The 13,542-nt window shown below is 76.7% G+C and carries 11 protein-coding genes; 10 read left to right on the top strand and 1 reads right to left on the bottom strand.

The genetic code is table 11. The annotated features are described in order from the left end of the window. Positions 1-8: 8 nt before the first annotated feature. Positions 9-1,271 carry a DUF3866 family protein gene (locus tag ACH443_RS11640; protein ID WP_430590381.1) on the bottom strand — a complete coding sequence of 421 codons (1,263 nt, stop codon included), beginning with the start codon at positions 1,269-1,271 and terminating at the stop codon, positions 9-11. A gap of 34 nt (positions 1,272-1,305) precedes the next feature. On the opposite strand from ACH443_RS11640, the gene ACH443_RS11635 reads away from it, so the two are divergent. The 10 genes from ACH443_RS11635 to lnt all read left to right on the top strand — a co-directional run bounded on the left by ACH443_RS11635 (position 1,306) and on the right by lnt (position 13,469). Then, on the top strand, positions 1,306-2,460 hold the full coding sequence (locus tag ACH443_RS11635) for a helix-turn-helix transcriptional regulator (protein ID WP_430590380.1): 1,155 nt from the start codon (positions 1,306-1,308) through the stop codon (positions 2,458-2,460). After that, entirely contained in the window at positions 2,453-3,496 is a 1,044-nt protein-coding gene (locus ACH443_RS11630; protein WP_430590379.1) for a helix-turn-helix transcriptional regulator, read from the top strand. Before ACH443_RS11635 ends, ACH443_RS11630 begins: the two co-directional genes overlap by 8 nt. Before the next feature lie 5 nt (positions 3,497-3,501). Beyond that, on the top strand, positions 3,502-3,897 hold the full coding sequence (locus tag ACH443_RS11625) for a hypothetical protein (protein ID WP_429763481.1): 396 nt from the start codon (positions 3,502-3,504) through the stop codon (positions 3,895-3,897). A 225-nt stretch (positions 3,898-4,122) separates the two neighbouring features. Next, positions 4,123-4,293: a hypothetical protein gene (locus tag ACH443_RS11620; RefSeq protein ID WP_430590378.1), complete on the top strand. Its 171-nt coding sequence runs from the start codon at positions 4,123-4,125 to the stop codon at positions 4,291-4,293. A gap of 133 nt (positions 4,294-4,426) precedes the next feature. After that, positions 4,427-4,726, top strand: a complete 300-nt coding sequence (gene tatA, locus ACH443_RS11615) for a Sec-independent protein translocase subunit TatA (RefSeq protein WP_429763483.1) — start codon at positions 4,427-4,429, stop codon at positions 4,724-4,726. 36 nt (positions 4,727-4,762) lie between these two features. Then, entirely contained in the window at positions 4,763-5,503 is a 741-nt protein-coding gene (gene tatC, locus ACH443_RS11610; RefSeq protein WP_429763484.1) for a twin-arginine translocase subunit TatC, read from the top strand. 61 nt (positions 5,504-5,564) lie between these two features. After that, a complete protein-coding gene (locus ACH443_RS11605) occupies positions 5,565-6,593 on the top strand; it encodes a diacylglycerol/lipid kinase family protein (RefSeq protein WP_430590377.1) in 1,029 nt (342 codons plus the stop codon). Between the two features lie 135 nt (positions 6,594-6,728). Beyond that, a complete protein-coding gene (locus ACH443_RS11600; protein WP_429763486.1) occupies positions 6,729-9,719 on the top strand; it encodes a DEAD/DEAH box helicase in 2,991 nt (996 codons plus the stop codon). Between the two features lie 126 nt (positions 9,720-9,845). Then, positions 9,846-11,510, top strand: coding sequence for an amidohydrolase (locus ACH443_RS11595; RefSeq protein WP_430590376.1), 1,665 nt, complete (start codon positions 9,846-9,848; stop codon positions 11,508-11,510). A 126-nt stretch (positions 11,511-11,636) separates the two neighbouring features. Next, on the top strand, positions 11,637-13,469 hold the full coding sequence (gene lnt, locus ACH443_RS11590) for an apolipoprotein N-acyltransferase (protein ID WP_430590375.1): 1,833 nt from the start codon (positions 11,637-11,639) through the stop codon (positions 13,467-13,469). Positions 13,470-13,542 lie beyond the last annotated feature (73 nt).

Below are 13,542 nucleotides of genomic sequence, written 5' to 3'. Positions count from 1 at the left end.
CGCCGACGCTATCGGGTGGCGGGGTCCTCGTGGGTGAGGTGCTCGTGGGTGAGGTGCTCGGCGTGCATGCCGGCGACGGCGGCGGCGACGAAGGCGGCGGGGTCGCCGTCGAGGGAGCGGCCCATGGTGGACAGGCGGGCGGGGGAGCCGCGCAGGGCGTCGAGGAGGGCGGTGTCGGCGGGGACGTCGACGAGGCGGTGCCGGGGGGCGAGGGTGCCGGCCTGGTCGCGGACCTGGCGGGTGAGCTCGGTGCCCCACGGGGCCAGGGACTCGAGGTCGCCGGTGGGGTCGGGGACGGGGACGTCGGCGGCCGCGAGCGCCACGCGCCCGTAGGCGGTGAGGCTGTGGTGGGAGACGCCGCGGTGGCGGTCGCGGGGGTCGGCGCCGGAGACGCGCAGGGAGGCGACGGGGCGGCCGCCGAGGGTGGCGGCGGCGTTGACGGCCTCTCCGGCGGCGACGCCGGAGAAGCCCCACCGGGTGCCGGTGCCGAGGTTGCCGGGGCCTTGGGCGAGGACGACGAGGTCGGCGCCCATGACGTGGCGGGCGGCGAGGAGGCCGGTGTGCACGGTGACGGCCTCGAGGTCGCCGCCGAAGGCCTGCCCGACGGTGACGGTGGTGTGGAGCCAGCCGGCGTCGCGGAGGGTGGCGACGGTGCGGGAGAACGCGGCGGGCAGGGCGCCGCCGTCGGTCATCACGTAGGCGACGCGGGGGTGGGGCCGGCCGGCGAGGTCGGCGGCGTGGCGGGCGCCGGCGACGACGGCGGGCAGGGCGGAGTGCAGGTCGGCGACGACGACGGGGAGGCCCGCGAGGTCGTCGGCGTCGCGGAGGGTGTCGTGGTGGGCGGACTCCTGCTCGTCGACGCCGAGGACCATGGCCTGCAGCGGGGTGTAGCGCGCCTTGACGAGGTGGCCGGGGCCGGCGTGGGGGTCGGCGGGCAGGGCGGTGGCGTCCCCGGCGGGGCCGACGACGAGGGCGTACCCGCCGGTGCCGAGGCCGCGGGCGAGCGCGGAGACGTTGAGGAGCAGGCGGTCGCCGACGTCCGGGTCTCCGACGAGGGTCGTGTAGGCGAGGCCGCGGACCTCCCAGGGCGCGGTGGTGAGGTCGCGCGAGGGCAGGGGGGTGTCGAGGCGGAGGGTGACCTCGCGGGCACCGGTCCAGCCGGCGCCGCGGGCCGTGACGGTGCCGGTGCGCCAGGTGACGTGCCCGGTGGGCGCGTCGTCCCGGGCGTCGCGGGGCGTGCGGGGCTGGGGCTGGTTCGGCGCTGTCGTCACCCACGAGAGGCTACCGGCGACTAGGTTGGTGCCGATGCCTGCGAACCCCGTGGAACCGGCCTCCGGCCCGCCCGTCGCCGCGCCGTCCGACCCTGCGCCGTCGTCGCGGGGCACCCCGCCGGCCGAGCGTCTGCTGAACCTCGTCATCGCGCTGGTGAACACGAGCGCGTCGATGACCAAGCAGCAGGTGCGCGCGGGGGTGGCGGGGTACGGCGACGCGCCGTCGACGGAGGCGTTCGAGCGGATGTTCGAGCGCGACAAGGACACGCTGCGGGCGCTCGGCATCCCGATCGTCACGGTGGACGCGGGCGGGCACAGCGACGAGGTCGGGTACCGGATCGACAACGACGCGTACGCGCTGGGCGCGGTGGACCTGACGCCGGCGGAGCTGGGCGTGGTGGCGCTGGCGGCGCAGCTGTGGTCGGACAAGACGCTGCGCACGGACATGTCGCGCGCGATGACGAAGCTGCGGGCGGCGGGCGCGGGAGAGGTCGCGGGGGACGCGGTGGCCGGGCTGGCGCCGCGGGTGCGGGCGGCGGGCGACGCGTACGTGCCGCTGCTGGAGGCGGTCTCGGAGCGGCGGGACGTGTCGTTCCGGTACCGGGCCGCGAGCACGGGGCAGGAGCTGACGCGGCACGTGGAGCCGTGGCGGATCGCGGCGCGGGGCAGCGGCTGGTACCTGGTGGGCTTCGACCGGGCGCGCGGCGCGGCGCGGGTCTTCCGGCTGTCGCGGATCTCGGGCAAGGTGCGCGTGGGGTCGCAGGCGGGCGCGTTCGACGTGCCCGACGCGGTGGACGTGGACGCCATGCTCGGGGAGCGGGTCGGGGCGCTGCAGCGGGCGCGGCTGGCCGTGGTGCCGGAGCGGGCGCAGGCGCTGCGGGCGCGCGCGGTGCCCGCGACCGACGGCGGTGACGCTGCCGACCATGAGAACGGTGGCGACGGCGGGCGGCGGGGCGGCCGCCGCGACGGGCGGGACCTGCTGGAGGTCGAGTTCCGCAGCCTGTCGGCGTTCGCGGACGAGGTGGCGGGGTACGGGCCCGCGGTCGTGGTGCTGGAGCCGCCGCAGCTGCGCGCGGACGTGCTGCGCCGCCTGGAGGCGGCCGCGGGGCTCGACGCCGCCGGCGCCGCGGGCGACGCGGGCTCGGCCGGCGGGGTGACGGACACGGCGGGGGAGACGACGGATGGCTGAGCGGGCGGACGACCGGCTGGTGCGGCTGCTGGGGCTGGTGGCGTTCCTCGACGGTGCGGGGCCGGTGCGGGTGGAGGAGCTCGCGGACCGCTTCAGCGTGACGCCGCGCCAGGTGCGCGAGGACGTGGACGCGCTGTGGGTGTCCGGCACCCCCGGGTACATGCCGGACGACCTCATCGACTTCGACGCGTTCTCGCTGGAGGACGGCGTCGTGACCCTCACGCAGGCGCGCGGCATGACCCGCCCGCTGCGGCTCGGCACCCGGGAGGCCGTGGCGCTCGTCGCCGCGCTGCGTGCGATGCACGCCTCGCCCGCGGTGCAGGCGGACCGGCGGCGGGCCGCCGTCGTCGCCTCCGCCCTGGACAAGCTGACCGCCGCGACCGGCGAGGCCGCGGGGGCCGTCGACGTCCAGCTCGAGGGCGACGGGGACCCGCAGGTGGTCGCCGCCGTCACGACCGCGCTCGCCGAGGGCCGCCGCCTGCACCTGCGCTACGTCAACGCCGCCGACGTCACCACGGAGCGCGACGTCGACCCGCTGCGCCTGCTCACCCAGGACGGCGCCATGTACCTCGTGGGCTGGTGCCTGCGGGTGGACGGGCGCCGCACGTTCCGGGTGGACCGCATCCTCGACGCCCACGTGCTGGAGGAGCCGGTCGCCGAGCGCGACGTCGCCGTCGCGGGCGACCTGGGCGCCGACGTGTGGGCGTCCGTCGCGCACCGGGGCGCCCCGGCCGCGACGCTGCGGCTCGCGTCCGCGGCCCGGTGGGTCGCGGAGGAGGTGCCCGCCGAGTCGGTCCGCGACCTGCCCGACGGCACGGTCGAGGTGCGGCTGAGGGTCACGAACCCCGCATGGCTGCGGCGGCTCCTGCTGGCCAACGCGCCCGACGTCGTCGCCGTCGACCCGCCCGACGTGGCGCACGACGTCGCGCAGTCCGCCCGGGCCGCGCTCGCCGTGTACGCCTCGACCACCGCGGACGGGCCCGGCGGCAGCGTGTCCGGCACCGACGAGACCAGCTCCGACGAGACCGTAGGCTGACCGGCATGTGGGGCTGGATCTGGGCGGGGCTCGTCGTTGCGACTCTCGTGGGCGCTTTCTTCCTCGGACGCCACCTGTGGCGCACCGGTGTGCGCGCCCTGCGCGAGGCGTCCCGCGCCGGGGAGGTGCTCGGGTCCGCCGCCGACCGCATCTCCGCCGCCGTCGCCGAGGCGGAGGCGCACCGCGTCGACACGTCGCCCACGCTCTTCGACGACCCGGTCGTGCTGCGCGAGCGCGTGGCCGAGCGCCGCCGCCTCACGGCCGAGCGGGCCGCGGCACGCCGCGAGCGCCGGGCCGCGACGTGGCGCCGGTGGCAGGACGAGAGCTGGCTCGCCGCCCGCACCGCCGACAAGGCCGCGCACGCCGACCTGAGGTCCCGCACCCGGGCGCGGAGGCGCTAGCCCCGACCACCGGCTGCGCTGCCCGGCGCAGCACCCGCTGCACCACCCGGGAGGCAACGATGACGTTCTTCGCACACCTGGGACGGCGCCGCGTTCATCGGCGGCTGGACCCCCGCTGACCGGCACCCGGCCGGTCGTCTCCCCGGCCACGGGGGCTACGCTCGCCGGCGTCCCCGGCGGACACCGACCGGGCGGGCAGGGCGACCCGCCGAGGAGCGGGCCGCCGTGCTGCGGCGGGCGGCCGTGCTGGACGAGGCGGACCTGCCGGCCGGGGTGCTCGGGGTCGGCGCCTCGGGCACCGGCGCCCGGTTCGGCGGCCACGACGCCGACGTGGAGGCCCTCACCGAGACGCAGTGGGTGACGGTGCAGCCCCGGGTGCAGGGCTCTCCGTTCTGACCGGATCCGCCGGTCGCAGCGCCGATCGGGCCGTGTCGTCACCCGAACGTCACCTCCGCGACCCCGGGGACCCACTAGGGTTGACCCCGACACACCCCCGCTCACGGGCGGACGAGAACGAGGAGCCATTCTCATGGGCATGCTCAAGCCCTGGCACATCATCGTGCTGGTGGTCGTGATCCTGCTGCTGTTCGGGGCGCGCAGGCTCCCTGACCTGGCGCGCAGCGTCGGCCAGTCGCTGAAGATCTTCAAGAAGGAGGTCAAGGACCTCACGGACGACGGCAAGCTCAACGACTCGAACGAGCCGCCGGCCGACACCACGTCGCCGTCCACCGGCACCGCGTCCTCCTCGACGACGTCGTCGACCGCGACGAGCACGGGCGACGGCGAGCAGATCCCGGGTCTCATCGACCCGAAGCAGCCGCGGGCGTAGTCGGTGCCCGGAGACACCCGGGACCCTGAGGGGCGCATGCCCCTGCGCGAGCACCTGCTGGAGCTGCGCAAGCGGCTCTTCCTCGCCGCGTGCGGCCTCGTCGTGGGTGCGGCCGCCGGATGGGTCCTGTACGAACCGCTGCTCGCCGCGCTCCAGGCGCCCCTGAAGGTCGCCGCGCTCGAGCAGGGCAAGACGATCGCGCTCAACTTCACGGGCATGGCGTCGGCGCTCGACATGAAGATCAAGGTCTCGCTCTTCCTCGGCGTCATCGTGACGTGCCCGTGGTGGCTCTACCAGCTGTGGGCCTTCGTGACCCCGGGGCTGACGAGGCGGGAGAAGGGGTACGCCTACGGGTTCCTCGGTGCCGCGGTGCCTCTCTTCCTCGGCGGCGCCGCGCTCGCCTGGTGGGTGCTCCCGCACGCCGTGGACATCCTCGCGGGGTTCGTCCCCGACGGGGCGGTGAACTTCACCGACGCGCAGGGGTACCTCAGTTTCGTCATGCGCCTCGTGCTGGCGTTCGGCATCGCGTTCGTGTCGCCCGTGTTCCTCGTCGGCCTGAACATGGCCGGCGTGCTGCGGCACGAGGTCCTCGCCAAGGGCTGGCGGTGGGCGGTGCTCGTCGCGTTCGTGTTCGCGGCCGTGATGACGCCGACGCCCGACGCGCTGACGATGATCTTCGTGGCCCTGCCGATCTGCGTGCTGTACTTCGGCGCCCTCGGACTGTGCGTGCTGCACGACCGGCGCGTCGACAAGCGCAGGGTCGCCCCCACTGTCTGAGCGGGACCGGTCGCGGCGAGGTCCGGCCGGGGCGAGCCGTCCGCTGCGCCTCGGCGTGGTCGTGAACCCCACCGCGGGCAAGGGGCGGGCCGCGTACGCCGGCGAGGGCGTGCTCGCCGGGCTTCGCCGGGCCGGGCACGACGTCGTCGACCTGTCGGGCCCGCACGCGGACGCCGCGCTCGCGCGGGCGCGCGCCGCCGTGGACGCGCCCGGCAGGCCCGTCGACGCGCTCGTCGTCGTGGGCGGCGACGGGATAGTGCACCTCGGGGCGCAGGCCGTCGCAGGGACCGAGGTCCCGCTCGGGATCGTGCCCGTGGGCACCGGCAACGACTTCGCGGCCACGCTCGGGCTGCCCGTGCGCGACCCCGCGGCGGCGGGCGCCGCACTCTGCCGGGCGCTGGACGCCGGCCCCGCCGGACGCCGCCACGTCGACGCGGCGCTCGTCACCGGCCCCGGCCTCGCCCCGGGCACCGGCGCCGGCCCCCGCTGGGTGGCCGGCGCCGTCTCGGCCGGGCTCGACGCCGCGGTGAACGCGCGCGCCAACCTGCTGCGGCACCCGCGCGGCAGCGCCCGGTACACCGTGGCCGCGGCGCTCGAGCTGGTGCGCTACCGGCCCTGGTCGTACCGGCTCACCTTCGACGGCGCCGTGGACCGGGTGACGACCGGTGCAGCGGCGACCGACGCCGGTACCGGGCTGCGACTGCGGCCCGGCCCGGCCGGCACCGCGACGTGGACGGGCCGTGCGGCGCTCGTCACCGCGGCCAACGGCCCGCAGATCGGCGGCGGCATCCGCGTCGCCCCGTCGGCGTCCCTCGACGACGGCCTGCTGGACGTGCTGGTCGCCACCGACCTGTCGAGGGCGGGCGCCCTCGCCGTCTTCCCGAGCATGTTCACCGGCGGCCACGTGCGCCGCCGCAAGGTGCACGTCGTGCGGGCGCGCGCCGTGACGATCGAGCCCGGGCCGGAGGCCTGGGTCGCGGGCGAGCGACCCCTGCCGGTCGCGCACGCGGACGGCGAGCGCCTCGGGGCCCTGCCGCTGCGCGTCGAGGTGCGGGCCCGCGCCCTGCAGGTCCTGGTCGAGCCCCGCTGACGCGTGTGCCGAGCTGTGTGCCAAGCTGTCGGGCACAGGCGTCGCCGGAGTGCCCCGTGCGTCGGACAGCACCCGGCCCGGGACGCGGCCGGCACCGCAGGACGAGGGGTCGGTTCCGGCGCCTAGGCTGACGGTATGACCGCCCACCCCCGCCCCGACGCCGGCCAGGACGTCCTCAGCCCGGCCGAGCGGTACGCCGCCTCCCGGTCCCGCAGCGCCCGCGACAAGGCCGACGCCGAGGGTGAGCTGCGACTGTTCCGTCAGGTGGTCGGGTTCGAGCTCGACCCGTTCCAGGTGGACGCCTGCGTCGCGCTCGAGGAGGGCCGCGGCGTCCTGGTCGCCGCCCCCACGGGCGCGGGCAAGACGGTCGTGGGGGAGTTCGCCGTCCACCTCGCGCTCGCGCGCGGCGGCAAGGCGTTCTACACGACGCCGATCAAGGCGCTGAGCAACCAGAAGTACACCGACCTGGTCGCCCGGCACGGGGTCGCGAACGTCGGCCTGCTCACCGGGGACACGTCCATCAACGCGGGCGCGCCCGTGGTCGTCATGACCACCGAGGTGCTGCGCAACATGCTCTACGCGGGGTCGTCCGCCCTCGACGGGCTGGCGTACGTCGTCATGGACGAGGTGCACTACCTCGCCGACCGGTTCCGCGGCCCGGTGTGGGAGGAGGTCATCATCCACCTGCCCGACCACGTGCAGCTCGTGTCCCTGTCCGCGACGGTGTCGAACGCGGAGGAGTTCGGCGACTGGCTCGCCACCGTCCGCGGCGACACGGCCGTGGTGGTCAGCGAGCGCCGGCCGGTGCCGCTGTGGCAGCACGTGGTCGTCTCGGCCCCCGAGCCGCGCGGCGTGCCGCGCCTCATGGACCTGTACGCGGGGCACGTCGACCCGACGGACCCGGGCACGAACCCGCCGATCAACCCCGACCTGCAGGCGATGTTCCGCGTCGCGGCGCGGGCGGAGTCCTCGCACGGCCGGCACGGGCACCGGGGCCGGGGCGACCGCGGCTACCGGGGTCGCGGCGGCAACCGGCCGGGCGCCGGCGGGCCGGTGGCGCACCGCCGCACGCCGCCGCGGTTCGCCGTCGTGGACTCCCTCGACGCGGACGCCCTGCTGCCCGCGATCTACTTCATCTTCTCCCGCGCCGGGTGCGACGGGGCGGTGCAGCAGTGCCTGCGCGCCGGCCTGCGGCTGACGAACGGGGAGGAGGAGGCGCAGATCCGGCGGGTGGTGGAGGAGCGCACCGCCACGATCCCCACCGAGGACCTCGACGTGCTCGGGTACTGGTCGTGGGCCGAGTCCCTGTCGCGCGGGATCGCCGCGCACCACGCGGGCATGCTGCCGGTGTTCAAGGAGACCGTGGAGGAGCTGTTCTCCCGCGGCCTGGTGAAGGTCGTCTTCGCCACCGAGACCCTGGCGCTGGGCATCAACATGCCCGCCCGCTCGGTGGTGCTGGAGAAGCTGGTGAAGTGGGACGGCACCGCCCACCAGCCGGTGACGCCGGGGGAGTACACCCAGCTCACCGGCCGCGCCGGCCGGCGCGGGATCGACGTCGAGGGGCACGCCGTCGTCGTCGACCACACGGGCCTGGACCCGGTGGCCCTGGCGGGGCTCGCGTCCAAGCGGCTGTACCCGCTGCGCTCCAGCTTCCGGCCCACGTACAACATGGCGGTCAACCTGGTGGGCCAGGTGGGTCGCGAGCGGGCCCGCGACGTGCTGGAGACGAGCTTCGCGCAGTTCCAGGCCGACCGCGGCGTGGTGGGTCTGGCGAAGCAGGCGCAGGCGCACGCGGAGGCGATGGAGGGGTACGCCGAGGCGATGGCGTGCGACCGGGGCGACTTCGCCGAGTACATGGGCCTGCGGCGGGCCATCAAGGACCGGGAGAAGGAGCTGTCGCGCGCGGTGTCCGGTGCCCGGCGGGCCGACGCGGTCGCGTCGTTCGAGAAGCTGCGGCGCGGGGACGTCGTCGAGGTGCCGTCGGGGCGGCGGCGCGGGTACGTCGTCATCCTGGACCCGGGCCGCGACGACCGCGGCTTCGACGGGCCGCGGCCGACCGTGCTCACCCAGGAGAAGCAGGTCAAGAAGCTCACCCTCGCGGACGCGCCGGGCGGCGTGCAGGTGGTGACGACCGTGCGCATCCCGAAGGGGTTCAACCCGCGCCGCCCCGACCAGCGGCGCGACCTGGCCTCGAGCCTGCGCAACGCGCTCGGGGCGTTCTCGGGCGACGGCGGGACCGGCCGGCACCCGGGCGCCCGGCGCGGCGCGTCGGCGGGCGGGCACCAGGACGGTCGCACGGGCGGGCACCGGGGCGGGCACGGCGGGCGGCGCTCGGACGCGGCGTCCGACGCCGAGCTGCAGCGCCTGCGCGACGCGCTGCGCGCGCACCCGTGCCACGGCTGCCCGGAGCGCGACGACCACGCCCGCTGGGCGGAGCGGTGGGAGCGGCTGCGCGCCGAGCACGAGCAGCTGGTGCGCCGGGTCGAGGGGCGCACCGGGTCGATCGCGCGCACGTTCGACCGCACCTGCGACGTCCTCGAGCGGCTCGGCTACCTGGCACGCGCCGACGACGCCACCTCGACACCCCCCGACGGCGGGACGCCGGGCACCCTGGCGGTCACGGACGACGGGCGGTGGCTGGGTCGCCTGTACGCGGAGGACGACCTGCTGCTCGCGGAGTGCCTGCGCCGCGGGATCTGGGACGACCTGGACGCGCCCGGCCTGGCGGCGGCGGTGTCGACGGTCGTGTACTCGGGGCGCCGTGAGGAGGCGTCCGAGCCGTTCGTGCCGGGCGGGCCGCACGGGCGGCTCGCCCGCGCGCTGGACGCCACCACGCGGGCCTGGTCCGAGGTCACCGACCTCGAGGCGGCGCACCGCCTGGAGGCGACGGGCCCCCTGGACCTGGGCCTGGTGGCACCGGTGCACCGGTGGGCGTCGGGGAAGAACCTCGACGCGGTGCTGCGCGGTACGGACGTGGCGGCGGGGGACTTCGTGCGCTGGTGCAAGCAGGTGCTCGACGTGCTGGACCAGCTGGCCAAGGCGGCTCCGCGTCCCGCCTTGCGGGCCACGGCCCGCAAGGCGCAGACCGCCGTGCTGCGCGGCGTCGTCGCCTACTCCAGCGTGTGACGGGCGGCGGCCGCGCGCGTCGCCGCGCGCGTCGCCGGGTGCGGGGCCAGGTGTGAGGCCAGGTGTGAGGAATCCGTGCGGCAGGTGTGGGGGTGCGGTGGGCAGCGGTGCCATAGAGTGCAGGCCGTGACGTCCACCCTGTATCGCAACGGAGTCGTCCACTCGCCCGCGGACCCGTTCGCCGAGGCCCTGCTCGTCGACGACGGCGTCGTGACCTGGCTCGGCGCGGAGGACACCGCCGCCGGGCTCGCGGCCCGCGCCGACCGCGTCATCGACCTGGACGGCGCGCTCGTGGCGCCCGGGTTCGTCGACGCGCACGTCCACCTGCTGGAGACCGGCCTCGCGGCCGAGTCCGTCGACCTCACCGCGGCGGGCGGGGCGACGTCGCTCGCGGCGGCGCTCGACGCCCTCGCCCGCGGCGCTCGCGAGCTCGACGCCGCGGACCCGGGCGGCGAGGAGGTGCTGCTCGCGTTCGGGTGGGACGAGCAGACCTGGCCGGAGCGGCGTGCCCCCACGGCGGACGAGCTCGACGCGGCCTGCGGCGGGCGGCGCGTGTACGCGGCGCGGGTCGACGGTCACTCCGCCGTCGTGTCCGGGTCCTTCGCCCGCGCAGTGGGCATCGACCGCACGCCCGGCTGGGAGGCGTCGGGGATGGTGACGTCGGACGCCCACCACGCGGCGGCGGCCGCGGTCCGCCAGGTCTCGCCCGCGCGCCGGACGCGCGCCTACCGGCGCGCCCTCGCCGACGCCGCCGCCCGCGGCATCGTGGGCGTGCACGAGATGAGCGAGCCCACCATGGACACCCGCGAGGGCCTGGCCGAGCTGGTCGGGCTCACCGCGGACCCGGCGGGCGGGCTGCCGCACGTCGTCGCCTACCGGGGCGAGCTGTGCGCGACGGCGGACGACGCGCGGCAGATGCTCGCCGAGCTGCCGTTCCTCACCGGCATCGCCGGCGACCTGTGCGCGGACGGGTCGATCGGCTCCCGCACCGCGGCGCTGCGCCACCCCTACAGCGACCTGCTCGCCGCACCGGGCGGCGCCGAGCCCACGGGCCGCCTCTTCCTCACGGGCGAGGACATCGCCGCGCACCTGGCCGCCTGCTCGACCGCCGGCACCCAGGGTGGGTTTCACGTCATCGGCGACCGCGCGATGGACGAGGTGGTGCGCGGGCTGGAGCTCGCCGCCACCGAGCACGGCACGAGCCTGCTGCGCTCGGGCCACCACCGCCTCGAGCACGCCCTGTTCGTGGACGCGTCCGCCCTGGCCGCGCTACTGCTGTACGGGGTGGCGCTGTCCGTGCAGCCCGCGTTCGACGCCGCCTGGGGCGGCAGCCTCGGCATGTACGCGGCCCGGCTCGGGCCGGGGCGCGCGTCGACCCTGTCCCCGTTCGCCGACCTCGCCGGGGCGGGCGTGCCGCTCGCGTTCGGCTCAGACACCCCGGTGACGCCGCTCGACCCGTGGCAGGCGGTGCGCGCCACCCTCACCCACGAGGACAGCATGCAGCGCATCTCCGCGCGGGCCGCGTTCCGCGCCCACACCCGCGGCGGGTGGCGGCTCGCCGGGATGGACCACACCGGCGCGGGCGAGCTGCGCGTCGGCGCGCCCGCGCACCTGGCCGTCTGGCGTGCGGACACCCTGTCCGTCCAGGCCCCCGGGGACCGCCTGTCGGCGTGGAACCCGGAGGCGCGCGCCGGCCAGCCGCTGCTGCCCGACCTGTCGGAGGGCGAGCCCGACCCCGTGTGCCTGCAGACCGTGCGCGACGGCGTCGTCCTGCACGACACCTTCGACTGACCCCGGCCGTCCCATGCCCTCGAGGAAGCGACCCGGCGCGGCGACCACCCGGCTCCCGCGACGGATCGCCTGCTCGACGGGCTCCCGGCAGCCCGGCCGCGGCGCCGGGTCACGTACCCTGCGGGGGTGTTGCACGTGAGCCCGGGCCCGGTCGAGGAGCCCTCCGACGGGTCAGCCGCCCCCGGCGTCGACGACAGCCATCACGTCACCCGTGACGTCAGCCGTGACGAGGGTTCCACCCCGCGCCGGACGTCGCCCGCCGACCGGTGGGCGAGCCGTCCCGCGACCCTGCTGCTCGCCGTCGCGGCCGGGGCCGCGCTGTGGGCCTCGTTCCCGGACGTCGGGGCGTGGCCGCTGGCGTTCGTCGGCGTCGCCCTGCTGTTCGCCGCGCTGCGCCGCGACGGGCGCCGGGCCGCCGGCTGGAACTTCCTCGTCGGCCTCGTCGCCGGGCTGACGTTCTGGCTGCCGCACATCTGGTGGGCGAACTTCGCCACGGACACCGTGCCGTGGGTGGCGCTGTCCGTGCTGGAGACGCTGTTCCTCGCCGCGTTCGGGTCGCTGTGGACGTGGGCGCGCCGCTGGGGCTGGGTGCGGCGGCACGCCGGCGCCCAGGCCGCTGTGTTCGCCGTCGTGTTCGTCGCGGTGGAGCAGTGGCGCTCCGAGATCCCGTTCGGCGGGTTCCCCTGGGGCCGCCTCGCGTGGGCGATGGCGGGCGCGCCGACCGGACGCGCCGCCTGGCTCGGCGGCACCACGCTGGTGTCCTTGCTGGTGGCCGCAGCGGGCGTGCTGCTCGCGCTCGCCGTCGGGCGCCTGCTGCGCACGCCGTGGCGCGACGCCCGACGCCGGGCGCGCTCGGCCGCGAGCGCCGCCGTGCTCGTCCTGGCCGCGGCCGTCCTGGTGACCGTGCCGCTGCTGCTGCCCCTGGCGCACGACCCGGGCACGCGCGAGGTGACGGACGCGGAGGACCCGGGCCGCGCGGGGACGGTGGTGGACGCGGGCACGGGCACCGCGGAGGCGGGCGTGCTGCGCGCCGGGGCGGTGCAGGGCAACGTGTCGGAGCCGGGGGAGGGGTCGTTCGCGAACCGGGCGGAGGTGCTGAACAACCACCTGGAGGGCACGTACGCGATCGCGGACGAGCAGGCGTCCGGCGCGTTCGGCGACCAGCCGGGCGACGCGGTCGACGTGGTGCTGTGGCCGGAGAACGGCTCGGACCTGGACCCGCAGACGACGCCGGAGGTGGGCGTGGCGATCGACGACGCGGCGCAGGCGGTGGGCGCGCCGATCCTCGTGGGCGCCCAGGAGTGGCCGGACACGGGCGGGCGGTACAACGTGGCCCTGCTGTGGGAGCCGGGGAAGGGCGTGACCCAGCGGTACGCGAAGCAGCACCCGGCGCCGTTCGGTGAGTACATCCCGATCCGCTCCTTCGTGCGGCTGTTCAGCGCCCAGGTGGACCGGGTGACGACGGACATGATCCCCGGCACCGAGCCCGCGGTGGTCGACCTGCCGGTGGACGGCGCGGCGATCGGGCGCGGCACCGGGCCGACGACGGTGCCGATGGCGACGGTGATCTGCTTCGAGGTGGCGTACGACGAGATCATCCGCGACGCCGTGCGGCGGGGCGCGCAGGTGCTGGTGGTGCCGACGAACAACGCGTCGTTCGGGTACACAGCGGAGTCGACGCAGCAGCTCGCGATGACGCGGCTGCAGGCGATCACGACGGGCCGGGCGGCGGTGCAGGTCTCGACGGTGGGCGTGAGCGGCGTCGTCGCCCCGGACGGGACCCTGGTGGCGCGCACGCAGCTCTTCACGGCCGACCACTGGGTGGCGGACCTGCCGCTGCGCACGGAGCTGACTCCGGCGGTGCGGGCCGGCTACTGGCCCGGCTGGGGGGTCGGCGCGGCGGCGGTCGTGCTCGTCGTCGGCGGGATCGTGTCCGCGGTGCGCGCCCGGCGGCGCTGACACCCGCCGAGCAGGCACGACGGGGACGACGAAGGGCGGGCACCCGGTGGGGTGCCCGCCCTTCGTGCGGTCT

Origin of the sequence: Isoptericola sp. NPDC019571, from assembly GCF_044389385.1 — a bacterium.
Taxonomy (GTDB): domain Bacteria; phylum Actinomycetota; class Actinomycetes; order Actinomycetales; family Cellulomonadaceae; genus Isoptericola; species Isoptericola nanjingensis.
This window is presented reverse-complemented; position numbering and strand designations above follow the sequence as displayed.